At 72.1% G+C, this 24,557-nt stretch carries 20 protein-coding genes; 13 read left to right on the top strand and 7 right to left on the bottom strand.

Going from position 1 to position 24,557, the window contains the following annotated elements; translation table 11 throughout:
* Window positions 1-17: 17 nt before the first annotated feature.
* Both CHC09_RS02995 and CHC09_RS02990 read left to right on the top strand, forming a co-directional pair.
* Window positions 18-791, top strand: coding sequence for an enoyl-CoA hydratase/isomerase family protein (locus tag CHC09_RS02995; RefSeq protein WP_089291358.1), 774 nt, complete (start codon window positions 18-20; stop codon window positions 789-791).
* A 42-nt stretch (window positions 792-833) separates the two neighbouring features.
* The gene (locus CHC09_RS02990; protein WP_089291357.1) at window positions 834-2,777 is read left to right on the top strand and encodes an Hsp70 family protein; all 1,944 of its coding nucleotides are present in this window, start codon (window positions 834-836) and stop codon (window positions 2,775-2,777) included.
* Between the two features lie 14 nt (window positions 2,778-2,791).
* On the opposite strand, the gene CHC09_RS02985 is transcribed toward CHC09_RS02990, so the two are convergent.
* The 3 genes from CHC09_RS02985 to CHC09_RS02975 are packed head-to-tail and all read right to left on the bottom strand — an operon-like array spanning window position 2,792 to window position 3,843.
* Entirely contained in the window at window positions 2,792-3,118 is a 327-nt protein-coding gene (locus tag CHC09_RS02985) for a PLD nuclease N-terminal domain-containing protein (RefSeq protein ID WP_089291356.1), read from the bottom strand.
* Between the two features lie 39 nt (window positions 3,119-3,157).
* A complete protein-coding gene (locus tag CHC09_RS02980) occupies window positions 3,158-3,460 on the bottom strand; it encodes a DUF202 domain-containing protein (RefSeq protein WP_089291355.1) in 303 nt (100 codons plus the stop codon).
* On the bottom strand, window positions 3,457-3,843 hold the full coding sequence (locus CHC09_RS02975) for a YidH family protein (protein WP_089291354.1): 387 nt from the start codon (window positions 3,841-3,843) through the stop codon (window positions 3,457-3,459). The genes CHC09_RS02980 and CHC09_RS02975 overlap by 4 nt, the downstream gene beginning before the upstream one ends.
* Before the next feature lie 405 nt (window positions 3,844-4,248).
* On the opposite strand from CHC09_RS02975, the gene CHC09_RS02970 reads away from it, so the two are divergent.
* The 8 genes from CHC09_RS02970 (at window position 4,249) to gatA (ending at window position 13,374) form a co-directional block, all read left to right on the top strand.
* The gene (locus CHC09_RS02970) at window positions 4,249-5,028 is read left to right on the top strand and encodes an electron transfer flavoprotein subunit beta/FixA family protein (RefSeq protein ID WP_089291353.1); all 780 of its coding nucleotides are present in this window, start codon (window positions 4,249-4,251) and stop codon (window positions 5,026-5,028) included.
* Between the two features lie 14 nt (window positions 5,029-5,042).
* Window positions 5,043-5,975 carry an electron transfer flavoprotein subunit alpha/FixB family protein gene (locus CHC09_RS02965; protein WP_089291352.1) on the top strand — a complete coding sequence of 311 codons (933 nt, stop codon included), beginning with the start codon at window positions 5,043-5,045 and terminating at the stop codon, window positions 5,973-5,975.
* A 140-nt stretch (window positions 5,976-6,115) separates the two neighbouring features.
* A complete protein-coding gene (locus CHC09_RS02960; RefSeq protein ID WP_089291351.1) occupies window positions 6,116-7,291 on the top strand; it encodes a cysteine desulfurase family protein in 1,176 nt (391 codons plus the stop codon).
* 9 nt (window positions 7,292-7,300) lie between these two features.
* Window positions 7,301-8,389, top strand: a complete 1,089-nt coding sequence (gene mnmA, locus CHC09_RS02955; protein ID WP_089291350.1) for a tRNA 2-thiouridine(34) synthase MnmA — start codon at window positions 7,301-7,303, stop codon at window positions 8,387-8,389.
* Window positions 8,382-9,377, top strand: a complete 996-nt coding sequence (locus tag CHC09_RS02950; RefSeq protein ID WP_089291349.1) for a methionine synthase — start codon at window positions 8,382-8,384, stop codon at window positions 9,375-9,377. The genes mnmA and CHC09_RS02950 overlap by 8 nt, the downstream gene beginning before the upstream one ends.
* 159 nt (window positions 9,378-9,536) lie before the next feature.
* Window positions 9,537-11,561, top strand: coding sequence for a putative bifunctional diguanylate cyclase/phosphodiesterase (locus tag CHC09_RS02945; protein ID WP_089291348.1), 2,025 nt, complete (start codon window positions 9,537-9,539; stop codon window positions 11,559-11,561).
* A gap of 47 nt (window positions 11,562-11,608) precedes the next feature.
* A complete protein-coding gene (gene gatC / locus CHC09_RS02940; protein ID WP_089291347.1) occupies window positions 11,609-11,908 on the top strand; it encodes an Asp-tRNA(Asn)/Glu-tRNA(Gln) amidotransferase subunit GatC in 300 nt (99 codons plus the stop codon).
* Between the two features lie 2 nt (window positions 11,909-11,910).
* Window positions 11,911-13,374: an Asp-tRNA(Asn)/Glu-tRNA(Gln) amidotransferase subunit GatA gene (gene gatA, locus CHC09_RS02935; RefSeq protein WP_089291826.1), complete on the top strand. Its 1,464-nt coding sequence runs from the start codon at window positions 11,911-11,913 to the stop codon at window positions 13,372-13,374.
* A 116-nt stretch (window positions 13,375-13,490) separates the two neighbouring features.
* Here the strand turns inward: gatA and CHC09_RS02930 are convergent, their stop codons facing one another.
* Window positions 13,491-14,939, bottom strand: coding sequence for a M1 family metallopeptidase (locus CHC09_RS02930; protein WP_089291346.1), 1,449 nt, complete (start codon window positions 14,937-14,939; stop codon window positions 13,491-13,493).
* 144 nt (window positions 14,940-15,083) lie between these two features.
* On the opposite strand from CHC09_RS02930, the gene gatB reads away from it, so the two are divergent.
* Together gatB and CHC09_RS02920 are read left to right on the top strand one after the other, a co-directional pair.
* Window positions 15,084-16,583, top strand: coding sequence for an Asp-tRNA(Asn)/Glu-tRNA(Gln) amidotransferase subunit GatB (gatB, locus tag CHC09_RS02925; protein WP_089291345.1), 1,500 nt, complete (start codon window positions 15,084-15,086; stop codon window positions 16,581-16,583).
* A gap of 434 nt (window positions 16,584-17,017) precedes the next feature.
* Window positions 17,018-17,956 (top strand): tetratricopeptide repeat protein, encoded by a 939-nt coding sequence (locus tag CHC09_RS02920; protein WP_089291344.1) that lies wholly within the window; start codon window positions 17,018-17,020, stop codon window positions 17,954-17,956.
* A 412-nt stretch (window positions 17,957-18,368) separates the two neighbouring features.
* On the opposite strand, the gene CHC09_RS02915 is transcribed toward CHC09_RS02920, so the two are convergent.
* From CHC09_RS02915 to CHC09_RS02905, 3 genes are all read right to left on the bottom strand, one after another.
* Window positions 18,369-20,015 (bottom strand): metallophosphoesterase family protein, encoded by a 1,647-nt coding sequence (locus CHC09_RS02915; RefSeq protein ID WP_089291343.1) that lies wholly within the window; start codon window positions 20,013-20,015, stop codon window positions 18,369-18,371.
* Window positions 20,016-20,064: 49 nt separating this feature from the next.
* Complete coding sequence (locus CHC09_RS02910; RefSeq protein ID WP_089291342.1) at window positions 20,065-21,225, bottom strand: PQQ-dependent sugar dehydrogenase; 1,161 nt, start codon at window positions 21,223-21,225, stop codon at window positions 20,065-20,067.
* 71 nt (window positions 21,226-21,296) lie between these two features.
* The gene (locus CHC09_RS02905) at window positions 21,297-21,728 is read right to left on the bottom strand and encodes a PH domain-containing protein (protein WP_239138045.1); all 432 of its coding nucleotides are present in this window, start codon (window positions 21,726-21,728) and stop codon (window positions 21,297-21,299) included.
* Window positions 21,729-21,927: 199 nt separating this feature from the next.
* On the opposite strand from CHC09_RS02905, the gene CHC09_RS02900 reads away from it, so the two are divergent.
* Window positions 21,928-24,546 (top strand): EAL domain-containing protein, encoded by a 2,619-nt coding sequence (locus tag CHC09_RS02900; protein WP_089291340.1) that lies wholly within the window; start codon window positions 21,928-21,930, stop codon window positions 24,544-24,546.
* The last annotated feature ends 11 nt before the right edge of the window (window positions 24,547-24,557 follow it).

Genomic DNA, 24,557 nt, shown 5'->3' with positions numbered 1-24,557 from the left:
AGTTGACGGAGGCGGGCGTGGGCGAGTTCGTACGGCTGGAGATCGCGGACGGCATCGGCACGATCCGGCTCGAACGACCCCCGATGAACGCCCTGAACACCCAGGTCCAGGAGGAGTTGCGGGAGGCGGCCCTCGCCGCGGCCGGCGACGACGCCGTGCGTGCCGTGGTCGTCTGGGGCGGCGAGAAGGTGTTCGCCGCCGGCGCCGACATCACCGAGTTCACCACGGTCAGCTACCAGCACATGGTCGGCCGGGCCGCGGCGCTCTCCGGGGCGTTCGACGCGGTCGCCCGGATCCCCAAGCCGGTGGTGGCCGCGGTCACCGGGTTCGCCCTGGGCGGCGGCTGCGAACTGGCCCTGGCCTGCGACTGGCGGGTGGTCGCCGACGACGCCAAGCTCGGCCAGCCGGAGATCAGGCTGGGCATCATCCCGGGCGCCGGCGGCACCCAGCGACTGGCCCGGCTGATCGGCCCGGCCCGGGCCAAGGATCTGATCTTCTCCGGCCGGATGGTGGAGGCCGAGGAGGCGCTGCGGATCGGCCTGGCCGATCGGGTGGTCCCGGCCGACCGGGTGTACGCGACGGCCGTCGAGTTGGTCAAGCCGTACACGACCGGCCCGGCGCTCGCCCTGCGCGCCGCCAAACAGGCGGTCGACGCCGGCCTCAGCATGGACCTCGCGGCCGGCCTTGCGTTGGAGTCGCACCTGTTCGCGGGCCTGTTCGCCACCGACGATCGGGTGGAGGGAACGACCGCTTTCGTCGAGAAGCGCAAGCCGAAGTTCACCGGGCGGTAGTCGATCCCGCAACCGGTCCCGGGGACCGCCTAGACTGCGCTCATGTCCATCGACCAGGGTGGTCCGAAGTACGCCCTCGGCATCGACTTCGGTACATCGAACACCGTTGCCGTCGCACGATGGCCGGACGGTCGCGCGCGGCCGATCCTGGTCGACGGCTCGCCGCTGCTGCCCTCCGCCGTCTTCGCCGACGCCGAGGGCAACCTGCTGGTCGGCCGGGACGCGGTGCACAGCGCCCGGCTCGAGCCGGCCCGTTTCGAGCCGAATCCGAAACGCCGAGTCGACGACGGCCTGGTCCTGCTCGGCGAGCAGGAGTTCAACGTCGTCGACCTGATCACGGCGGTGCTCGCCCGGGTGGTGGAGGAGTGGCATCGCGCGGTCGGGCCGTACAAGCCCGAGACCACGCTGACCTGCCCGGCGACCTGGGGTGCCACCCGTCGGACCCTGCTCGCCGAGGCGGCCGCTCGCGCCGGGCTCTCGGGCGCGCGGCTGGTCGCCGAGCCGGTCGCCGCCGCCACCTACTTCGCCGAGGTGCTGGGCCGGGAGGTGCCGATCGGCTCGGTCCTGATGGTGCACGACTTCGGCGCCGGCACCTTCGACGCCAGCCTGGTCTCCCGCACGGCCACCGGTTTCGAGGTGCTCGCCGTCGACGGCCACGACGACCTGGGCGGCCTGGACGTGGACGCGGGGCTCGTCGAGCACCTGCAGACCGACGCCTGGCAGCGCCTGCTGGAGCCGTCCACGATCGAGGAGCGCCGCGCCCGCCGCCAGCTCTGGGACGACGTGCGGATCGCCAAGGAGCGGCTGTCCCGGGCCCAGGCCGCCGACTTCGTGGTGCCGCTGATCGACGCCGAGGTGCACCTGACGCGGGAGGAGCTGGAGCGGGTCGCCCGCCCGGTGCTGGAGCAGACGGTCCGGATCACGCGGAACCTGCTGAAGTTCGCCGACCTGCCGGAGGGGCGGCTGGCCGGGGTCTTCCTGGTCGGCGGGGCGAGCCGGATCCCGCTGGTGGCCACCCTGCTCCACCGTGAGCTGGGTGAACCGCCGGTGGTGATCGAGCAGCCGGAGCTGGTGGTGGCCGAGGGCAGCATCCTGGCCGGTGCCGCGCTGCTGGCCTCCGAGCCGGCCGCGCCGGGGCCGACCGCGCAGCTGCGGCTGCCGTCCAGGACCGTGCCGGAGTTCGCGGCCGAGGCGGCCCAGGCGACCTGGGCGGCCGAGGCGGTCGAGGCGACCGAGGTGGCGCCCCGGCTGGAGAAGATGCCGGTCGCCACGCAGCCGGTGCAGGTCCAGTCGATTCCCGAGGCCGCGGGTGCGACGCTGCCGACACGGACGCCGGGCACCGCGGTGGAACCGGAACCGGAGCCGGATCCCGTGGAGCAGGAGCCGGAGTCGCCGGAGGTCGTGGTCGACAACCGGGAGACCGAGGTCCGCCCGGAGCTGGTCGTCCCGCCGCACATGCGGCCACCGGTCGACCCCTGGCCGGACGCCGACCCGCCGCAGTGGCGGCCGGATCCGGACGCGACGATGCCCACCAGCCCGCCCCAGCACGAGGCGCGCTCGCCGGCGCGGCCCAGGCCGGCGTCCGTACCGAAGAAGCAATCGCCGCCGAAGCCGGTCGCGAACCGCCCCGCCCGTCAGGTGATGGCGCAGGGCCGACCGGTCTCGCCGCCTGCGCCAACTTCTGGCCGGGTGGCCGGCCCGGCTTCCGGCCGGGCCGTGGTGACGCCGGCTCGCCCGGCGCGCGCACCCGAGCAGCGGAAACAGTCGGCACCGGCCGGGCCGAAACCGGGGGCCAGAGTGCGCAAGCGGCGCGGGCGGCGCGTGCTCCGGTTCTTCCAGATCCTGCTCAGTGTGCTGACGATGATCTGTGTTCCGCTGGCCGCGCTGATCCTGGCGTACGGCTACGGCAACGGCTTCTCCTGGCAGCAGGACGCGATCGACGTCTTCAACGACATCGCGAGCCTTTTCAATGTGATGACGAAGTGACCGGGGACGGCGGGTTACGGCTCGTCGTCCTGGTGCAGGTCGCGTTCCCACTGGGCGAGCAGTTCCCGGTCCCGGCGGGACTGCTCGGTGTCCATCGAGCGCAGGAAGTCCGGGTCGTCGTCGGGTGAGGACGGGCGGGCGGCGGGCCGGCGGATGGCTGGATCGCCGGGACGGCCCCAGAAGAAATACGCGACAGGGCCGGCGAACGGGATGAACAACACGATCAGCACCCACAGCAGTCGTGGCAGGGCACGCACGCGCTCCGCCGACAGGCAGGCGATGAGTCCCAGGATCAGTAGGACGAGCTCAATCGCGGCCAAGAGGATGAACAACCGGACCATGGGGCCAATGATGCCCCGCTGGCGCGCGTCCGGCGACGATCAGAGCATGACAACCAGTCCACCGATGACCGCCAGGGCCGTGGTGATCAGCGCGTAGGCCCGGATCGTCCGGGCCGCCGTTCGTGGCGGGCGGACGCGCAGGCCGGGCGCGCGTTGCAGGGCGAGCGCCGCGCAGGCCGCCCAGCCGGCCATCGAGGCGGCCGCGACCAGCCATTCCGCCGGCCCGGCGCCGGGGGAGAAGGCCGGCCGGGTGGCGAGCAGGGCCACCGCGGCCGCGGACATCCCGGTACGCCGCCAGGCGAGCCGGGTGCGTTCCGGGGCGGCGCCGGGATCGCGGGTCACGCGAGGACCCGGTGCAGCACGGTGACCACCAGTACCACCGCGCCGATCGCCACGATGATCGCCAGGATCGCGGGGAAGCGGGAGCGGGGCAGGTCGACGCCGAGCCGCATGGCCCGCTCGGCTCGCGCCCAGTGATCGACGGCGCGCAGCGCGACCAGGCCGCCGAGCACCAGCAGCGCGATCGAGATGATCTCCCGGAGCCGGGCGATCGGGAGCGGCGGCAGGAATTGGGCACAGGCCAGCCCGCCGGCGATCAGCGCCAGCCCGGTACGGATCCAGGCCAGGAACGTCCGTTCGTTGGCGAGCGAGAACCGGTAGTCCGGAGTGGTGCCCTCGGAGTGGGCGCTCTCCGGGTCGAACCACTGTTTCAAGCCGCCGAACACCTGCCGATTATTGACCTGATCGGTCGAGAAGGTGGCACCAGAGACTGCGTACTTCGTCACTCACGCAAACCTCTCGTGGGCGTCCGCAGCGGCACCACGGGGAGTCCGGACCGGATTGGCCATGGGTCTGTGGCGTCGCGTCGTGAGACGTTGGGAGAGTATGGGGGCCAGGCAGGCGGACCCCGTCCAATAGCGATGCTTTTTGGCCGGACATGTCACGGGACCTCCTCATTGCCATGCTAGCGATGCTGATCGTCGGCTGGGTGAGGTGTGTCACTCTGGGTGGCTGGCAACAGCAAAGCTACTGACGGGTAACCTTGCCGACATGTCCGCGGCCAGGCGACGCCGGCCGACAGACCGGCTCGACCGCAATGGTGCGTTCAATACAGGAGGGTCAATAGCGCGATGAATATCGTCGTACTGGTGAAGCAGGTGCCCGACTCCGGTGCCGAGCGCACCCTGAGCGCGAGCGACAACACCGTCGAGCGCGGCTCGGCGAGCAACGTCATCAACGAGATGGACGAGTACGCCATCGAGGAGGCGTTGAAGATCAAGGAGGCGCACGGCGGCGAGGTGACCGTGCTGACGGTCGGCCCGGCCGGTGCGACCGACTCGATCCGCAAGGCGCTCTCCATGGGCCCCGACAAGGCCGTTCACGTGCAGGACGACGCCATGCACGGCTCCTGCGCGGTGGCCACCTCCAAGGTGCTCGCGGCCGCCCTCGGCCGGCTGAACGCCGACCTCATCCTGTGTGGCGCCGAGTCCACCGATGGCCGGGTCCAGGTCATCCCGCACATGCTGGCCGAGCGCCTGGGCGTGGCCGCGCTGACCGGCGCGCGCAAGCTCACCGTGGACGGCGCGCAGCTGACCATCGAGCGGCAGACCGACGAGGGCTACGAGGTGGTCACCGCCGCCACGCCGGCCATCGTCAGCGTCTGGGACACCATCAACGAGCCTCGGTACCCGTCCTTCAAGGGCATCATGGCCGCCAAGAAGAAGCCGCTGGAGAGCCTCTCCCTCGGCGACCTGGGCGTCTCCGCCGACGAGGTCGGCACCGCCGGCGCCACCAGCGCCGTGCTGGAGTTCTCCAAGCGTCCGGCCCGCACCGGCGGCGCGAAGGTCACCGACGAGGGCACCGGCGGCGAGCAGCTCGTCGCGTACCTCGCCACCGAGAAGTTCGTCTGAGAGGGGAGATCATCATGGCTGAGGTACTGGTCGTCGTCGAGAGCGGCGTCAAGAAGGTCACCCTCGAGATGCTCACGATCGCCCGTGGGCTCGGGTCGGTCTCGGCGGTGGTGTTCGGCGACGCCGACACCGACAAGCTCGCCGAGTTCGGCGCCGAGAAGATCTACACCGCGTCCGGTGACGACGTAGCGAACCACCTGGTCGCGCCGAAGGCCACCGTCGTCGCCGAACTGGTCAAGCGCGTGCAGCCGGCCGCCGTGCTGCTCGGCTCCACCCAGGAGGGCAAGGAGATCGCCGCCCGCCTGGCGATCAAGCTGGACAACGGCCTGCTCACCGACGCGGTCGACTTCGCCGCGGACGGCACCGCCACCCAGGTGGTCTTCGCCGGCTCCACGATCGTCAAGTCCAAGGTCACCAAGGGCCTGCCGATCGTCACCATCCGTCCCAACTCGACCACCCCGGTGGCGGCTCCGGCCACCCCCTCGGTCGAGGAGCTGACGGTCGCGGTCTCCGACACCGACAAGCTGGCCAAGGTCGTCGAGCGGGTCGCCGAGCAGAAGGGCTCCCGCCCCGAGCTCACCGAGGCCGGCATCGTCGTCTCCGGCGGCCGCGGCGTCGCCAGCGCGGACAACTTCAAGCTCGTCGAGGAGCTCGCCGACCTGCTCGGCGGCGCTGTCGGTGCCTCCCGCGCCGCGGTCGACTCCGGCTACTACCCGCACCAGTTCCAGGTCGGGCAGACCGGCAAGACGGTGTCCCCGCAGCTCTACATCGCGCTCGGCATCTCCGGCGCGATCCAGCACCGGGCCGGCATGCAGACCTCGAAGACCATTGTCGCGGTCAACAAGGACGCTGAGGCGCCGATCTTCGAGCTGGCCGACTTCGGCGTGGTCGGCGACCTGAACAAGGTCGTCCCCCAGGCCGCGGACGAGATCCGCAAGCGCAAGTAGTTCCGTTCTCGGTCACGGCCCGGCGGTCTTCCGCCGGGCCGTCTCCTGTTCCGGTACGGCGCGATGAGGGAGACTGGAAACGCCTTCCGCGGTGAGACTGGAGAAAGTTGCTTCGAGGAACAGGTTCTAGAGTGGGAAAAATGGCCTACCTCGATCATGCGGCGACCACGCCGATGCTCTCCGCCGCGCTGGACGCCTACACGGCCGCGGCGCGGGAGATCGGCAATCCGTCCTCCCTGCACGCGGCGGGACGCGCCGCTCGCCGGATGGTCGAGGAGTCCCGGGAGCGGATCGCGGCGGTGATCGGCGCCCGGCCCTCCGAGGTGATCTTCACCGGTGGCGGGACCGAGGCGGACAACCTCGCCACGAAGGGAATCTTCTGGGCGCGGCGGGACGCGGACCCGAAGCGACTGCGGATGGTCGCCTCGGCGGTCGAGCACCACGCCGTGCTCGACGCGGTCGACTGGCTGGGGCGGCATGAGGGGGCCGAGGTGGCCTACCTGCCGGTGGACGCGGCCGGGCGGGTGGACCCGGAGGTGTTCGCCGAGCTGGTGCGCGCGCACGGCGACGAGATCGCGCTGGTCACCGTGCAGTGGGCGAACAACGAGGTGGGCACCGTCCACCCGGTTCCGGAGCTGGCGGCCGTCGCCGCGGCGGCGGGTGTCCCGTTCCACACCGACGCGGTGCAGGCGGTCGGGCAGGTGCCGGTCGACTTCGCGGCGAGCGGGGTGGCGGCGCTCACCCTGACCGGGCACAAGCTGGGCGGGCCGGTCGGGACCGGCGCGCTGGTGCTCGGGCGGGACGTGGCCTGCACGCCGCTGCTGCACGGTGGCGGGCAGGAGCGCGACGTGCGCTCCGGGACGCTGGACACCGCGGGTGTGGTGGCGTTCGCGGTCGCCGTCGAGACGACCGTGCAGGCCCGGCTGGAGTACGCCGGGCGGGTCGCGAAGCTGCGGGACGAGCTGGTCCGGCGGGTGCTCGCGGCGGTCCCGGAAGCGATCTACAACGGTGATCCCGAGCACCGGCTGCCGGGTAACGCCCACTTCTCCTTCCCCGGCTGCGAGGGCGACGCGCTGCTGCTGCTCCTGGACGCGCAGGGGATCTACTGCTCGACCGGCTCGGCCTGCTCGGCCGGGGTGGCGCAGCCCAGCCACGTGTTGCTGGCGATGGGCGCCGACGACGCCCGGGCCCGGTCGTCGCTGCGGTTCTCGCTCGGGCACGACAGCACCGAGGCGGACCTGGACGTGCTGCTGGCCACGCTCCCGGCCGTGGTGGAGCGCGCCCGCCGGGCCGGAGCTTGGAAGACACCCAGATAGGCTTGACGTATGCGAGTTCTTGCGGCCATGTCCGGCGGTGTCGACTCCGCGGTCGCCGCGGCCCGCGCCAAGGATGCCGGGCACGACGTCACCGGAGTGCACCTGGCGCTGGCACGTAATCCACAGACGTACCGGACCGGCGCGCGCGGCTGCTGCACCCTGGAGGACTCCCGGGACGCGCGGCGCGCCGCCGACGTGATCGGTATCCCGTTCTACGTGTGGGACATGGCCGACGAGTTCCACGCCAGCGTCGTCGACGACTTCGTCGACGAGTACGCGGCCGGCCGTACGCCGAATCCGTGCCTGCGCTGCAACGAGAAGATCAAGTTCGCGGCGGTGCTGGACCGGGCGGTGGCGCTGGGGTTCGACGCCGTGGTGACCGGGCATCACGCCCGGCTCGGGGCCGACGGGCTGCTGCGGCGCAGCGTCGACCTGGCCAAGGACCAGTCGTACGTGCTGGCCGTGCTGACCCGGGCGCAGCTGGACCGGGCGGCGTTTCCGCTCGGGGACTCGACCAAGGAGCAGGTTCGCCTGGAGGCCGCGGATCGTGGTCTGGCCGTGGCGGACAAACCGGACTCCCACGACATCTGCTTCATCGCGGACGGTGACACCCGCGGATTCCTGGAGAAGCGACTCGGCTCCGCGCCCGGCGACATCGTCGACGGGCGGAGCGGGGAGAAGCTCGGCACCCACAACGGGGCGTACGGGTACACCATCGGCCAGCGCAAGGGACTGAACCTGCGGGTCCCCGCGGCCGACGGGCGGCCTCGATACGTGCTCTCCATCACCCCGGTGACGAACACGGTGACCGTGGGGCCGCGCGAGGACCTCGAGGTCGACACCGTGACGGCGGAGCGCCCGATCTGGCACGAGACCGCGGACCGGGTCGACTGTGAGGTGCAGCTCCGCGCCCATGGCGAGGTCGTGCCGGCGTCCGTGACGGTCACCCCGTCCGGGTTGACCGCGACCTTGGCGACTCCGGCGCGGGGTGTCGCCGCCGGCCAGGCCATCGTCGCCTACCGCCCCGACCCGGCCGGTGACGTCGTCCTCGGCTCGGCGACCATCACCGCCGGCACCCGTGAGTCGGCGAATGTCTGACTTCCCGTGGCCGTCCGGCGCCGCCACCGGCATCGGCTCGCTTCCCGGCACCGATATCGCCGAGGCCCAGCGCGTCGTCCTCGGTGAGCTCCCCGACCTCCCGCACCTCCCCGAGCTGCCGGAACGCGGCCCGGGCGCGGACCTCATCGGCCGCGGCGCCGGCTTCCTGGTCGACCTGCCGGTGCAGCTCTACGCCGGCCGGTGGCAGATCGCCGGCCGCCCCGGCGCGGACCTGCGGCGCACCGCCGATCTGCTGGAACGCGATCTGGACCAGCTCACCGAGCAGGCCGACGGCTTCACCGGCACCCTCAAGATCCAGGCGGCCGGCCCGTGGACCCTGGCGGCGAGCCTCGACCTGCCGATCGGCGGGCGGATGCTGCGCGACCCGGGCGCGGTCCGCGACCTGACCGACTCGCTCGCCGAAGGGCTCCGGCGTCACCTCGCCAACGTGCGCAAACGGGTGCCGGGCGCGACCGTGCTGCTGCAGCTCGACGAGCCGTCGCTGCCCGCGGTGCTGGCCGGGCGGGTGCCGACGGAGAGCGGCTTGAGCGCGTACCGGACGGTCAGCGCTCCGGCCGCCGCGTCCCGGCTGCGGACCGTGATCGAGGCGGTGGACGCGCCGGTGGTGGTGCACTGCTGCGCGCCGGATCTGCCGCTGCAGGTGTTCCGGGACGCCTCGGCGAGGGCGGTGGCGTTCGATCTGTCACTGATCAAGGACCTCGATCCGCTGGGTGAGGCGATCGAGGCGGGGCTGGGGCTGTTCGTGGGCGCCGCCCCGACCCGTCCGGTGGCCGGCGGGCGACCGGAGGCGAAGCAGGTCGCGGAGCGGGTGCGCAAGCTGTGGCAGCGGCTCGGCTTCCCGGCCGCCCGGCTGCCGGAGCAGGTGGTGATCACGCCGGCCTGCGGCCTGGCGGGAGCCTCTCCGGCGTACGTACGAGCGCTGCTCAAAGCCTGTCAGGAAGCGGGACGCCGGATCTCCGAGGTGTGATCCCGCTCCATCACGGATGGCCGAACCGTTGCACTATCGGGTGAATTAGGTGTTTGGTTACCTATGCCGATCTAATAACGGCTAATCCATTTCACGGCATACGCACCATGTGGATCTATGGTGGTTGCGATCGGTGATCGAGGCCATCGTGGAGGTCGTATGGATGCCGTTCGTCCCCGGACGGTTGCCTCCGGTCTCCGGTGGCGTCGCACGCTGCTCGTCACCGTGGGCCTGACGGCCGGCGTCGACCTGGTGCTCTGGGCGGCCGCCCCAGGGCTGTTCCGCGCGCTGCCCACCGCGTACTGGATCATGGCGGTCCTCGCGGTGGTGGCCGACGCCCATCCGCACCCGCTGCCCGGCAGGCGGGTCAGCCGGGTGATCCTGCCGTCCGTCTGCTTCACCTTCGCCATCGCGCTGGCCTGGGGCTTCGTGCCGGCGCTCGCGGTGCAGGCGGTGGCGGTGGCGGTCGCCGGGGTGCGGATGCGCCACCCCGTGCCCCGCTCGATCCACCTCGGCCTGCAACACGCCGCCGGCCTGGCCGCGGCGTCGATCGTGGCCGGGCTGGCGTCCTGGCGGATCGGGGCGCGTCCCGGCCTCGGCGACGCCGCGCTGACCTGCGCCGCGGCGGCCGCCTGGATCGCCGCCCGCTACTGCGTGGCGGCCCTGGTGCGGCGGTGGACGTCGGAGCGGCGTACCCGTCATCGCCGGCGCGGCCGCGCCGACCTCCTGGCCACCGCCGCCCTGCTGCTGCTCGCCCCGCTCCTGCTGGTCGCCGCCCAGGTCAGCCCGGCCCTGCTGCCGCTGAGCCTGCTCGCCCTGCACGCCGTGCACCGGATGGTCCGCTGGGCCGGGGAGTCCGAGCGGGCCACCCGGGTCGACTCGCTCACCGGCCTGCCGAACCGGCGCGCCCTGCAGTCCACCATGTCCGACCGCGGACCGGACCGGCAGCGCGCGCTGATCCTGCTCGACCTGGACCGGTTCCGCATGGTGAACGACGCGCTCGGGCACGGCGCCGGTGACCGGCTGCTGGCCCGGGTCGCCGACCGGCTCACCGCCGCGGTGCCCCGGCACGACCTGGTGGTCCGGCTCGGCGGCGACGAGTTCGCGGTGCTCGCCACCCGGGTCGAGGGCACCGCCTCGGCCCGGCGGATCGCCGAGCACCTGACCGAGGCGCTGAGCCGGCCCTTCCCGATGGACGGCACACCGGTCGAGCTGACCGCCTCGATCGGCATCGCGTTGCAGTCGGGCCGCCGGGACGGCGCCACCCTGCTGCGCGAGGCGGAGACCGCGATGTACGAGGCGAAGCAGCGCGGCGACCAGGTCGCGGTGCACGGACCGGACGCCGCGCACGACTCGCCGGACCGGCTGGCCCTGCTCGCCGACCTGCGCGCCGCGCTGCGCCAGGACCCGCCCAAGGACGGGATAGTGCTCTATTACCAGCCACAGATCGCCATCGCGACCGGCGAGGTGATCGGAGTCGAGGCGCTACTGCGCTGGCGACATCCCAAACGCGGGCTGGTCGGGCCGGAGGAGCTGCTCCGGGTGGCCGAGCCGACCCCGGTGATGCGGTTGCTCACCGCCCGGGTGCTGGAGGAGGTGGTGGCCCAGCTGGCGGATTGGCGCGCGAGGAAGACGCCGCTGCGCGCCGCGGTCAACGTCAGCGCCCGCGATCTGCACGCCGGGGACATCGCCGACCGGATCGGGCGACTGCTGCGCGAGTACGAGGTCCCGTCCGACCTGCTCCAACTGGAGATCACCGAGAGCGCGCTGATGACCGACCCGCACCGGGTGCTGGACACCATCACGCGGCTGGACCGGATGGGCGTGGCGATCTCCCTGGACGACTTCGGCACCGGCTTCTCCTCCCTGCAGCACCTGCGGCGGCTGCCGCTCTCCGAAGTGAAGATCGACCGGTCCTTCGTCCTGGGGATGGCGGGCGACCGCGGGGACGCGGCGATCGTCGAGTCGGTGATCGGGCTGGCCGGCTCGCTCGGCCTGCGCGCGGTCGCCGAGGGGGTGGAGGACGAGGTCACGTGGCGGCTGCTCGCGGCGACCGGCTGCCACGCCGCGCAGGGCTGGTTCCACGCCCGGCCGATGCCCGCCGACGAGCTGGCGGAGTGGCTGGCGCGCTACCGGCCGATTCGGCCCGGGGTTCTTCGCGGCCCGTGGATACCGGCGAAATAGACTCTGGGTGTTTGCACACCGACTGAAGAAGTGAACGAGGGGGCAGGATGGCCGCCATCTCCCGCGAAGAGGTAGCGCACCTGGCGCGCCTGTCGCGGCTCGCCGTGACCGAAGAGGAGCTCGATCGATTCGCGGGGCAGCTCGACGTGATCCTGCAATCGGTCGCCCGGGTCGGTGAGGTGGCCGCGGAGGACATTCCGCCGACCTCGCACTCGGTTCCGCTGACCAACGTGTACCGCGACGACGTTCCCCAGCCGAGCCTGACGCAGGATGCCGCCCTCTCCGGCGCGCCCGACGCGTACGAGGGCCGGTTCCGGGTGCCGCGCATCCTGGACGAGGAGGAATGATCGTGAGCGACCTGACCCGGAAGACGGCGGTCGAGCTGCGCGCGCTGCTCGACGCGAAAGAGGTCTCCGCCGTCGAGGTGGCCACCGCCCACCTGGACCGGATCGCGGCGGTGGACGGACAGGTGCACGCGTTCCTGCACGTGGACCGCGAGGGCGCGCTGGCCGCGGCGAAGCGGGTCGACGCCGGTGAGATCACCGGGCCGCTGGCCGGCGTGCCGATCGCGGTCAAGGACGTGGTGACCACCAAGGGCATCCCGACCACCGCCGCCTCGAAGATTCTCGAGGGCTGGAAGCCGCCGTACGACGCGACGATCGTCGAGCGGCTGAAGAAGGCGGGCATGCCGATCCTCGGCAAGACCAACATGGACGAGTTCGCCATGGGCTCGTCCACCGAGTACAGCGCCTACGGCCCCACCAACAACCCGTGGGACCTGGGCCGGATCCCGGGCGGTTCCGGTGGTGGCTCGGCGGCGGCGCTCGCGGCGTACGAGGCCCCGCTCGCGATCGGCACCGACACCGGTGGCTCGATCCGCCAGCCGGGCGCGGTGACCGGCACGGTCGGTGCGAAGCCGACCTACGGCGGCACCTCCCGCTACGGCCTGATCGCCTTCTCCTCCTCGCTCGACACCCCCGGCCCCTGTGCCCGTACGGTCGAGGACACCGCGCTGCTGCACGCCGCGATCGCCGGCCACGACCCGCGCGACTCCACCTCGATCGCGCAGCCGGTGCCGGACGTGGTCGCCGCGGCCCGCCTCGGCCTGCGGGGCGACCTGACCGGCGTCAAGCTCGGCATCGTCAAGGAGTTCACCGGCGAGGGCTCCGAGCCGGGCGTGCTGGCCGCCTTCAAGGAGTCACTGGAGGCGCTGGTCAAGCTGGGTGCCGAGGTCGTCGAGGTGTCCTGCCCGAACTTCCAGTACGCCCTCCCGGCCTACTACCTGATCGCCCCCAGCGAGTGCTCGTCCAACCTGGCCCGTTTCGACGGCGTCCGGTACGGCCTGCGCGCCGGTGACGACGGCGACCGCTCGCTCGAGGAGGTCATGTCGCTGACCCGCGAGGCCGGCTTCGGCCCCGAGGTCAAGCGCCGGATCATCATCGGGACGTACGCGCTGTCCAGCGGCTACTACGACGCGTACTACGGGCAGGCGCAGAAGGTTCGCACCCTGATCACCCGCGACTTCGAGGCCGCGTTCGAGAAGGTGGACGTGCTGGTCTCGCCGACCACGCCGTTCGTCGCGTTCCCGTTCGGCTCGCGCACGTCGGACCCGTACCAGATGTACCTGGCCGACCTGTTCACGATCCCGACGAACCTGTACGGCGGCCCGGCCATCTCGGTCCCGTGCGGCCTCTCCGAGGGCCTCCCGGTCGGCTTCCAGATCATGGCCCCGACCATGGCCGACGACCGCATGTACCGGGTCGCCGGCGCCCTGGAGTCCGCCATCGGCACCTTCACGCCGCCGGCCCTGTAACAGCGGCGCTGGATTGTGGCCGGCCGGCCGTCGACAGGGTGACTGTCGACGGCCGGCCGGTGAGGGCGCGGCTGTCGCCGTACCGGAAAGCAGGTTTTGATCTGGTTCGGCGAGGACTACTTCGGGGTGGACTTGGAGTCGAGCCAGGCGTTGATCAGCTTGCTGTAGTCCTTGCCGGTCTTCTCCTTGACGAACGCGATGAACGCCGCCCGGTCCTGGTTGGTGTCCTTGTGCTCGGCCACCCAGGCCTTCATCAGGGCGAAGAACTTCTTGTCGCCGAGGGCGTCGTTCAGTTCCTTCAGCATGCCCGCGCCACAGACGTAGACGTTGCTCTCGGCGAAGTTGGCCGCCTTGGGCTTGCCGGGCGGGCCGACGGACTTGCGCAGCTCAGCGTCTCGCTTGCGGATGAACCGCTCCAGGTCGGCGTCGCTGAACTTGTACAGCTTCTGCTCGTACAGGTACTGCATGTACTGGGCGAAGCCCTCGTTCAGCCACAGGTCGGTCCAGCCGGTCGGCGTGACGGTGTCACCGAACCACTGGTGGGCGTACTCGTGGACCAGGATCTCCTCGAAGAATTCCTGTTCGGTCTTCGTCCACTTGCCGGTGGGGCGTCCCAGGCTCAGCATCTGCTGGGTCTCCATGGCCGAGACCGAGCCGTTGACCAGGGCGCCGGCCGTCTCGAACGGGTACGGCCCGAGGTTCGACTCCAGCCAGCTGATCAGCGCCGGTGACTTCTTGAGCACCGGCAGCAGCTTGTCGTCGGTCTTCGGAAGGACCCAGTAGCTGAGCTTCAGCCCGTGCGGCCCGGTCTGGGTGACCTGGCGGTACTTGTCCACCGCGAGCGTGGTCAGGTAGGCCGCGGTCGGTACCGCCGAGGTGTACCGGTACGTGCTGCCCTCGACCGGGCCCGGCGTGCCGCTCGCGGCGGCCGCCCAGCCCTTCGGCACGGTGACCGCGATGTCGTACATCGCCTTGTCTGAGATCAGCTCGTTCGCGGGATACCAGGTCATGGCGCCCCACGGTTCCTGCATGGTCCACAGGCCGCCGGTCTTGGTCGGGCGCAGGCCCACGCCCTCCTTGGCGTCGCGGCGATGCGACGGGTAGCTCACCTGTTTCGGCGTGCCGTGATATTCGACGACGACGGTCACCGGCTGGTCGGCGACCAGCGTGGCGGGGATGGTGAGTTTCTCCTTGGCGAGCGTGCCGGTGGCCGACTTCTCGTCGACGGTCACCGTGTCGACGGAGAGGTTCGCGAAGTCCAGCTTGATCTCGCTGGCCGCGACGGTCGGGCGGACGCGCAGGGTCGCCCTACCGGTGAGGAGTTTCTCGGTGGGCTTCCAGTCGAGCTTCAGGTCGTACTGGAGGACGTCCAGGCCGGCGTTGCCGTGTTCGGGGTAGAGCTTGTCGGCGACCGGGGTGGACCGTCCGGCCTGCCAGGCGGTGTAGTCGATGGCCGGTGCGGCGTTCGACGGCGCGGCGGAGGGGGTCACCGCGGGAGGAGTATCCGTGCAACTCGCGCACAGAACCGTCATGGCCAGGGCCACGCCGGTGAGATATCGAAACATGCGCGACAGGCTATCTAGAAGATCATTTTTGGTGGGGGTAATTAATCGGGGGCAGGCAAACCCGGCGTCGTCGCTTCATACCAGGCGACTAGGCTTGACCTCTGTCCGTATGTCCGATGCCGCAGTGAGCCGGAGCCGAAGCACATGACCACCATCGCGCTGCCGTCCTACGACGACGCCCTCAGTCGCTACGAGCCGGTCATCGGCCTGGAGACGCACGTCGAGCTGGGCACCCAGACGAAGATGTTCTGCGGGTGCCGGACCGAGTTCGGCGCCGAGCCGAACACCCAGGTCTGCCCGGTCTGCCTGGCACTGCCCGGCGCCCTGCCGGTGATGAACCGGGCCGCGATCGAGGCGACCATCCGGATCGGCCTCGCGCTGAACTGTGACATCGCCCCGTGGTGCCGGATGGCCCGGAAGAACTACTTCTACCCGGACATGCCGAAGAACTTCCAGACCTCGCAGTACGACGAGCCGCTCTGCGTCGAGGGCTACGTCGACGTGACCGTCGACGGCAAGGAGTACCGGATCGGCATCGAGCGGGTGCACATCGAGGAGGACACCGGCAAGACCCTGCACGTCGGCGGGGCCACCGGTCGCATCCACGGCGCCACCGAGTCGCTGGTCGACTACAACCGGGCCGGTATTCCGCTGGTCGAGATCGTCACCAAGCCGGTCCCGGGTCTCGGCGCCCTCGCCCCCGACGTCGCGAAGGCGTACGTCGCTGAGCTGCGCGACATCATCCGCTCGCTGGGCGTCTCCGACGTCCGGATGGAGCAGGGTTCGCTGCGCTGCGACGTCAACACCTCGCTGAACAAGCCCGGCGAGGAGTGGGGCACCCGCACCGAGACCAAGAACGTGAACTCGTTGCGTTCCGTCGAGCGCGCGGTCCGCTCCGAGATCATCCGGCAGGCCGGCCTGCTCGACGAGGGCACCCGGATCTTCCAGGAGACGCGGCACTTCCAGGAGACCACCGGCGACACCCGCCCGGGCCGCTCCAAGGAGACCGCGACCGACTACCGGTACTTCCCCGAGCCCGACCTGGTCCCGATCGCGCCGGACCCGGCGTGGGTCGAGTCGCTGCGCGCGTCGCAGCCGGAGAAGCCGAGCGTCAAGCGGGCCCGGCTCCGCGAGGATTGGGGCATCTCCGAGCTCGAGATGCAGTCGGCGGTCAACGCCGGTGCGGTCGAGCTGATCGAGGAGACCATCGCGGCGGGTTCCTCCCCGGCCGGTGCCCGCAAGTGGTGGCTGGGCGAGCTGGCCCGTCGCGCCAACGAGCAGGGCATCGAGCTGTCCGAGGTGGGCGCGACCCCGGCCCAGGTCGCGGCCCTGCAGAAGCTGGTCGACGATGGCAAGCTCAACGACAAGCTGGCCCGTCAGGTCCTCGAGGGTGTCGTCGCCGGCGAGGGTGACCCGGCCGCGGTGATGACCGCGCGCGGTCTCGGGGTGGTCTCCGACACCGGTGCGCTGCAGGCGGCCGTCGACGAGGCCATCGCGGCGAACCCGGACATCGCCGCGAAGATCCGCGACGGCAAGGTCGCCGCGGCGGGTGCTCTGGTGGGCGCGGTCATGAAGACCACGCGAGGCCAGGCCGACGCCAAGACCGTCCGCGACCTCATCCTTTCCCGGCTCGGCGCTTCCTGATTTCTGGCGTACGACGTTTCGCCCGGCTCGCTTCACGGTGAGCCGGGCGATGCCGTTTCGGGTACTCGTGACCGTCGATTAGAGTCGGCCGGCGGCCGTCCGGTCGCATCGATCACGGGGAACCCGACATGACCGACGTCCCGCCGTCCACCAGCGACGCCGCACCCGTTCCCGAAGCGCCGGTTCCCGCCGCGCCGGTTTCTCCCGCGCCTGGTCCTCTCGCGTCGGTTTCTCCCGGGTCTGGTCCTCTCGCGTCGGTTTCTCCCGGGTCTGGTCCTCTCGCGTCGGTTTCTCCCGCGCCTGATCCTCTCGCGTCGGCTTCTACCGCGCCCGGTCCTCTCACGCCGGCTCCTCCTGCGCCCGGTCCCGAAGGGCCGCGCCCGGCCGCGCCCGGTTCGACGGCCGGGCCTGATCCGGAGGCCGCGGCGTGGCCCATGCCCTCCGGGGCGCCCGCGCTGCCCTTCGTCCCTCCCACCGCGGCGGCTCCGACCCTGCCGGTGCCCTACGGGCCACCGGTCCCGCCTCAGGCGAGCCAGCCGGACGACGACGAGCCGACGCTGGTGGCCGAGGCGAAGACGGCGGTGCTCGAGGAGCGGTTCGCGGACGCGGTCAAGCTGCTCGAGGAGTTCCTGCGGGAGCACCCGGCGGATGCGCGGGCGTGGCATCGGCTGTCCGGCGCGCGGACCGGGCTCGGCCTGTACCAGTGGGCGCTCGAGGCGGCCGACCGCTCGGTCGAGCTGGACCCGGAGTGCGCACCGGCGCATCTCATGCGTGCGGTCGCCCTGTACGGGCTGCACCGGTGGAGCGAGGTGGAACAGGCCGCGGCCCGGTCGATCGAGCTGGACCCGAGCAAGGCCGACGCGCATGCGCTGCTCGCCGAGGCGCTCTCCCGGCGGGGCGCTGTCGAGGCCGCAGAGGAGGCCGCCCGCGTCGCACTGGCCATCGATCCGGGTCAGCGGGCAGCCCTGCGGGTGCTCGCCAGGAACGCCCCGTCGATCGCCCGCTGGCTGCCGCTCGTGACCGCCGCCTCGGTCCCGGCCGGCACGGTGCTGGGCGTCCTGACCTTGATGACGAAGGGTTCACCGGATGCCGCGGTCTTCGGTGGGTTCGCTGTCGGGGCCTTTCTGCCCCTGTTCACGGCGGTCCTCAGGTGGGCGCTCGGCAGCCGCGACGCGGTGGTCCGGACGCGGCCACGCCGCTTCTTCCCGCTGGTCCCGATCGCCGCGACGGCTTACGTGGCGATCCCCCTCGTGATCGCCGACACCCGCTGGCCCGGCGCCCCGGTCGTGCTGCAGCTGACTGCCGCCTTCGCCGTCGCCTGCACCATCGGCCTGTACCGCGACACCGCCCGTCACACCCGCGGCGACGGGTGAGGCGCGGCCGGGTCAGCGGCTCGGCCGTGACCGTCACGCCCGCGGCGACGGGCGAACCAGTCCAGGTCAGCGGGTCGGCACGTGACCGTCACGCCTTCGGCGACGGGTGAGGCGCGGCCGGTTCAGCGGCTCGGCACGTGACCGTCACGCCTTCGGCGACGGGTGAGGCGCGGCCGGTTCAGCGGGTCGGCACGTGACCGTCACGCCTTCGGCGACGGGTGAGGCGCGGCCGGTTCAGCGGGTCGGCACGTGACCGTCACGCCTGCGGCGACGGGCGAACCAGTCCGGTTCAGCGGCTCGGCACGTGACCGTCACGCCTGCGGCGACGGGCGAACCAGTCCGGGTCAGCGGCTCGGCATCTGACCGCGCCGCTGTCCGTCATGCCTGCGGCGACGAGTGCGGCGCCGCCGGGTCAGCGGCTCGGCTGGCCGACCGGGGTGGCGGCGGGGCCGGACGTCGCGGGGGTGGACGGCGCCGGGCTCTCCTTGTCGAGGCCGACGACGTTGCGCTGCATTTCGACGTTGGACTGGCCGGTGCCACCGAGCTGGATGTCGTCGTACGCCTTCAGATCGTGGTTCTCGTCGAAGTAGAGGACCGACAGGGCGAGCGGGAGCGGCTCCTCCTTCTTCTCCAGCCCGCGGAGGCCGGCGCCGCCGGTGGACCCTTCGACCATGAGCCGGGTCGGCATCGGGGCCTGCACGGCCGTCGACGCGGATGGGCCAGGGGAGGGGACGGCCGACGCGGACGGATCGGGGGTGGGCGGGGTGGGCGCCGGCAGCATGATCACCTCGCGATTGTGCTTGTGACCGGCGAGGACCAGCGGGACCACGCCGGAGAGGGGTGGGGCCATCGCGGGATCGTGGACCAGGGCGACGTCCACCTCCTTGCCGGAGTCGCGGATCGTCGTGGCCAGGCGCTCGCCGGCGGCGGTGAGCAGCCCGGCGTCGGCGTTGTCGCCGGCCGTGTTCGACGTGCTCTTGTCCGGGGTGAACTGCGGGTCGCCGATGCCGGCGATGGTCAGGCCGTCGACGGTGGTGAGCGCGTTGTCGAGGACGATCGCGTTGCGCTGTTTGCCGACGGCGGCCTGGATCGCCATCGAGTCGTGATTGCCGCGGACGTAGATGTAGGGGACGCCGATCGACGGGATCGAGGCGGCGTACGACGTCTCGGCGCTGCTGCCCCAGTCGACCATGTCGCCGGTGTCGACGACCGCGTCGATGTCGAACGTCTGCACCACGGTGCGGATCAGTCCCCACGACGACGGGTTCAGGTGCAGGTCGGAGACGTGCAGGATGCGGGTGGTGTTGCCGGCCGGCTCGTACACCGGCAGCGCCGACATCGTGGTGTAGATCCGGCTGACGTTGCTGACGATCTGCTGGAGTTGCTCCGCGTACCGCCCGTAGTTGTCCGCGATCCGGCGCGCGTCACCGACCACGGCCGGGGCGTTGACCAGCAGACCCTCGTAACGGGGCTCGCTGATCGCGTCAGGCCGGATGGTGGCGACCGCCAGCCCGATGCTGCCCGCGCTCGCGATCAGCGCGGTCAGTCCGGCCGCGGCGGTGCGGCGGACGTTTCGGAAGATCAGCGCGGCGGCGAGGATCGCGCTCAGCACGGCCAGGCCCATCGTGCGGAGGGCGAGCTGGGACACCCCGGCGGTGACCTCGTCGACCGCCCGGTCGCCGGCCGAGCTGATCGCCGTCGGGTTGTCGATCAGCTCCTCCGTCCGGCTCTGGTCGAGGGACCCGAGCGCGACCTTGAGGTGCAGCGTCCCGCGGTGGCTGTCCAGGTGCAGCGACCCGAGCGGCGGGATGGCCACCTCGGTGCCGCCGACCAGGGTCGGGCTGATCGACATCTCGGCCCGGAACGGCCCCACGTTGATGTCGGTGTGCGCGAACGACATCACGCTGATGATCGCCGCGATCAGGCTGACCAGGCCGACCGCGGCGCTGATCCGGAGGTTGCGGAACCATCGGTGTCGCCATCCGCGCACCGCCAGAGCGGCCGCCGTGCGCAGGTGTTGACGCCAGGGGGGTGTGGCCGGGGCCGTCAGCTCACTCATCGCGGCTCATCTGCCCACCCTGGCCCGAGACAAAACAGTCATACCCGTCTCAACTCCGGCCGGCGCCGCCGTCCGAGAAGACGAGCCGGATCAGGCGATCGTCCTCCGGGTCCGGCTCGCCGGCGTCCTCCTGGTTGGAGGTGCTCACCCAGAGAGACCCGTCCGGCGCCGCGACCAGGGCGCGAAGCCGGCCGTACTTGTCGTTGAGCAGATCCTGCGGGTTGCCCAGAACGGTGCCGTTGCCGGTGACGTTGAGCAGGTAGATCCGCTTGCCGAGCAGGCAGGCGGTGGCAACGGTGGTCTCGAACGAGGCTACCCCGCCGCAGGACGACTCGGCGGCCGGCCAGGCGACCAGCGGGTTGGCGAACTCACCGCCGGTGGTCGTGCCGTCGGCCCGCGGCCAGCCGTAGTCCTTGCCCTTCTGCACCACGTTCAGCTCGGAGAACTTGGGCTGGGTGTTCTCCGTGGCGAACATCCGCTTGGTCTTGTCCCAGGTCAGGCCCGGCACGTTGCGGTGGCCGGAGGACCAGACCAGCGAGCCCTTCACCGGGTTGCCCGGGGCCGGCTTCCCGGCCGTGGTCATGCGCAGGATCTTGCCGCCCAGGCTCTTCGGGTCCTGGGCCTGGGTGCCGGTGGCGGTGCCGTCGCCGGTGCCGGCGTAGAGGTAACCGTCCGGGCCGAAGGCCAGGGCGCCGCCGTTCTGCCCCGCCGAGCGGGGGATGCCGGTGAGGATCGGCTCCAGCGTCTTACCGAGGACCAGCTTGCCGATCCGGTTCTCGGTGGCGGTGGAGTAGTAGACGAACACCGTCTTGTCGGAGGCGTATTTCGGGGAGACGGCGATGCCGAGCAGGCCGCCGTCGCCGGAGGGGCGCACCTCGGCGAGGCGGGCCACCTCGGCGACCTTGAGGCCGTCGGCGCCCGACTCCGGTCCGACCTTCAGGATGCGGGCCGTGTCGCGCTCGGTGACCAGGGCGGATCCGTCCGGCAGGAAGGCGATGCCCCACGGCACCTCGAGGCCCTTGGCCAGCACGGTGACCGCGATCTCCTGCTCGTCCGGACCGGCGCTCGCGGTGGCGGCGATCGACGGGCCGGGCAGGTTGGGCGCGGTGCCGGCCTTGTCCGGCCCGGGTGGGCCGAAGCTGCATCCCGAGGTCAGCGCCAGCACGACGGCCAGTGTCGCGACCGCGGCACGACCCCGTCGGGAACGCACGGCCAGACCACCCCCTCAGCTTCTCTGCCGACCAGGGTAACCGCGCCGGCTGACAGTTCTTGAGAAGGTGGTCACGCCTCCATGGAGGCTGCCTCGCCCTCCTCGTCGGCCGGATCCTCGGCGGACGGCGAGGGATCGGCGCTCGGGCTCCTGCCGGCGGCGGCCAGCACCAGCGACAGGTTGTCCCGGGTGACACCGGTCAGCCGGATCACGTTCCCGTTGTCCAGCAGCGCGGAGACCCGGCCCCGCTGGTCGGGCGCGAGCTCGGTGATCCGGCTCCAGGGCACCCGGTTGCCGCCGAACAGGGCGCGGACCCGCACCTCGTCCTGGTAGACGTCGGTCCCGGCGCGCCAGGACCAGGCCAGCGCACCGAGCGGGACCAGCAGCACCGGAGCGAGCGCCCAGGAGGTGCCGGCCAGCGGCACCGTGCCGACGAACGCGATGCCGGAGGCCACCAGGGCGGTGCCGGACTTGCGAACCCGCAGGGCAGGACGTTTCCTCACGTTCCCATCCTCGCACCCGGCACCCGGACGTTTTCCACAGGCCCGAGTTGACCCGTGTCCGTCCATCCTCGACGATCCCTGAAGAGGCCGGCCCGTAACCCGATCCGGTGGTGATTCGTTATTCGGGTACAACGACCTCTTGTTCCGCCCCGCCCGCCGGGGGCCGACCCCCCCCGGCACGAACGCAGAGGACATCGTCGTGGCCGTGCCGCCCCTCGTGCCGGCCCGGCCCAGCAACGCCGGCCGGCCGGTCCTGCTCACCGTCGCATCGATGGCCGTCCTGGTGCTGCTGGCCGGTGCCGCGGGCCTGCTGCCTGGCCCGGTCGCGCTGGCCGTTGGCGTGGGCTCCGCAGGCCTCTGCGCCTCCGCCTACCTGGTGCGCTCGGCCCTCGACATCCATCATGCCGACGGCACGTTCGTGGCCTGCCGGGGCGCGGGTTTCGTCGGGATGGGCGCGCTGGCCACCGCCCTGACCCTGGTGGTGCCCGGGTGGTCCCCGCCGGGCGCGGTCACCTGGCTGACCGCCGGGCTGGCGGTGGCCACCGGTTGCTACGTGCTCGGTGCCACTCTGCTGCCGGGCGCGGCACGTAACTGGGCGGTCCGGTTGCGGCGGGCGTTCGACGGGCTCGGCCTCGGCGTCAGCCTGGGCTTCGCGGCCTACCTGGTCCCGCCCGACGGCCAGCCCAGTCCGGCCGCGCTGCCCGCCGTCCTGATCGCCGTCGGTGGCGTCTCGATCGTCACCGTCGTGGTGCTGCGCGCCCGGCCCCGGCCGGTCCCGGCGGTCTGGTGCGCCGTCGGCGCGGCGCTGGTGCTCGTCTCGCTCGCGGCGCTGGCCGAGGTGATGGCGCTCGGCGTGACCGGTCCGGCCGTACCGCTGCTGGGTCTTCCGATGGTGGCCGGCCTGGCCGCGGCCGCGGGCGGCGGCTCACGCCGGGGGCTGCCGGTGCCACCCGCCGAGCCGCGGAATCCGGATCAATATCTCGCGAGCTATCCGCTGCTCGGGATCCCGGCCGCGGTCGGCGTGATCGCCGCGGTGTGGCACCTGCTGACCGGCCCCGGCTTCGACACCACGGGGATCGTCTTCGGCCTGGTGATGGTCACCGTCCTGGTCCTGCGGGAGCTGCTGGTGGTCCGGGACATCCGGCGCTACGCGGGCCGGCTGCGCGTCGCCGAGGCGCACTTCCGATCGCTGGTGGCCGGCGCCACCGACCTGACCCTGGTGCTCGACGAGCGGCTCACCGTCCGCTGGCAGTCGCCGGCCGCGGCTCGGCTTTTCGGGCTCTGCGACGCCGAGGTGATCGGCCGGCCGTTCGGCGAGCTGATCCATCCCGACGATGCCGGGGACGCGCTCGCGGTGATCGGGTCGGTGCTCGCCGGTGAGCACGAGGGTGGCCCACCGGTGCTGGTCAGCGCCCGGCTGCGGGACGGTGACCAGATCTGGCGGGACACCGAGTCGACCATCTCCGACCAGCGCGCGGTGCCCGAGGTGGCCGCCCTGGTGGTGCACGTGCGGGACGTGGGCGAGCGGCGGCACCTGGAGCGCACCCTGCACCGGCTCGCCTACCTGGACCAGCTCACCGGCCTGGCGAACAGGCGGGCGCTGATGCGTGACCTGCTCGCCGCCCGCCGCCGGGCGGGGCAGCCCGGCACCCTGCTCGTCGTCGACCTGCACGGGCTCGCCGAGGTGAACGACGCGCGGGGCCGGGCGGTCGGCGACGCGGTCCTGACCGAGGTGGCCCGCCGGCTGCGGGCGCTGACCGGCGGCGAGGACGTGCCGGCCCGGCTGGGTGGTGACGAGTTCGCGGTGCTCACCCCCGAGTCGGCCGTTCCGGCGTACGCGCTGGCCAGCCGGATCGTGGCCGCCCTCGCCGAGCCGTTCTCGCTGCCCGGGGCGCAGGTGCGCCTGCACACCAGCGTCGGGCTGGCCGAGCTGGCCGGCGCCGGCGACCCGGACGAGGTGCTGCGGCATGCCGACCTGGCCCGGCAGCGGGCCCACCAGCTCGGCCGGGACGCGGTCGAGTGGTACGACCCGGACGTCGAGCTACAGCTGCAGCGCCGGATGGAGCTGGAGCGACAGCTGGCCGGCGCGGCCGGTCGGGGCGAGCTCGACCTGGTCTTCCAGCCGGTGACCGGGCTGCGCGACGGCCGCCCGGCCGGCGTCGAGGCGCTGCTGCGCTGGCGGCACCCGGAGCTCGGCACGGTCCTGCCCGAGGAGTTCCTGCCGATCGCCGCGGCGCTGGGCGTCACCGCCGAGCTGAACGAGTGGGCGCTCGACGCCGCCTGTCGGCACCTGCGGAACTGGACCGGCGGTGACGACGAGTTCTGGATGTCGGTCAACGTCGGCCCGCGTGAGCTGCTCGCCGCCCGCTTCCCGGAGCAGATCGCGGCCACCCTGCGCCGGCACGGGGTGGTCCCGGACCGGCTGGTCGTGGAGGTCGCCGAGACGTGGATCGCCGAGGACGTGCCGGCGATCGTCGCGGCCCTCTCCGGGCTGCGCGGGCTGGGCGTCCGCGCCGCGCTGGACGACTTCGGCTCCAGCCAGACCTCGCTGACCCACCTGCGGCGGCTCCCGGTGGACATGCTGAAGCTGAACGCCGCCCTGGCCGGTGACGAGTCGGAGAAGGCGGTGCTGGAGGTCGTGGTGGGGCTGGCCCGGCGGATCGGGCTGGACATCGTGGCGAAGGGCCTGGAGACGCCGGAGCGGATCGAGCGCGCGATGGCGGCGGGCTGCCGGTACGGCCAGGGCACCGCGCTGGCGGGCCCGGCCCCGGCCGAGCGGATCGAGGCGTACCTCGAGTCCCACCGCGCGGAACGTTAGCCCGAGTCCGG

Origin of the sequence: Actinoplanes regularis (assembly GCF_900188005.1) — a bacterium.
In the GTDB taxonomy this organism is placed as follows: domain Bacteria; phylum Actinomycetota; class Actinomycetes; order Mycobacteriales; family Micromonosporaceae; genus Actinoplanes; species Actinoplanes regularis.
Note: the sequence above shows the minus strand (reverse complement) of the source record. Positions and strands in the feature narration are given on the sequence as shown.

What these genes read in the sequence shown, in the direction of transcription:
- CHC09_RS02990 (WP_089291357.1), top strand. Translation starts at nt 834, where the DNA reads ATGTCCATCGACCAGGGTGGTCCGAAGTACGCCCTCGGCATCGACTTC.
- CHC09_RS02985 (WP_089291356.1), bottom strand. Translation starts at nt 3,118, where the DNA reads ATGGTCCGGTTGTTCATCCTCTTGGCCGCGATTGAGCTCGTCCTACTG.
- CHC09_RS02970 (WP_089291353.1), top strand. Translation starts at nt 4,249, where the DNA reads ATGAATATCGTCGTACTGGTGAAGCAGGTGCCCGACTCCGGTGCCGAG.
- CHC09_RS02965 (WP_089291352.1), top strand. Translation starts at nt 5,043, where the DNA reads ATGGCTGAGGTACTGGTCGTCGTCGAGAGCGGCGTCAAGAAGGTCACC.
- CHC09_RS02960 (WP_089291351.1), top strand. Translation starts at nt 6,116, where the DNA reads ATGGCCTACCTCGATCATGCGGCGACCACGCCGATGCTCTCCGCCGCG.
- mnmA (WP_089291350.1), top strand. Translation starts at nt 7,301, where the DNA reads ATGCGAGTTCTTGCGGCCATGTCCGGCGGTGTCGACTCCGCGGTCGCC.
- CHC09_RS02950 (WP_089291349.1), top strand. Translation starts at nt 8,382, where the DNA reads ATGTCTGACTTCCCGTGGCCGTCCGGCGCCGCCACCGGCATCGGCTCG.
- CHC09_RS02945 (WP_089291348.1), top strand. Translation starts at nt 9,537, where the DNA reads ATGGATGCCGTTCGTCCCCGGACGGTTGCCTCCGGTCTCCGGTGGCGT.
- gatC (WP_089291347.1), top strand. Translation starts at nt 11,609, where the DNA reads ATGGCCGCCATCTCCCGCGAAGAGGTAGCGCACCTGGCGCGCCTGTCG.
- CHC09_RS02930 (WP_089291346.1), bottom strand. Translation starts at nt 14,939, where the DNA reads ATGTTTCGATATCTCACCGGCGTGGCCCTGGCCATGACGGTTCTGTGC.
- gatB (WP_089291345.1), top strand. Translation starts at nt 15,084, where the DNA reads ATGACCACCATCGCGCTGCCGTCCTACGACGACGCCCTCAGTCGCTAC.
- CHC09_RS02920 (WP_089291344.1), top strand. Translation starts at nt 17,018, where the DNA reads ATGCCCTCCGGGGCGCCCGCGCTGCCCTTCGTCCCTCCCACCGCGGCG.
- CHC09_RS02915 (WP_089291343.1), bottom strand. Translation starts at nt 20,015, where the DNA reads ATGAGTGAGCTGACGGCCCCGGCCACACCCCCCTGGCGTCAACACCTG.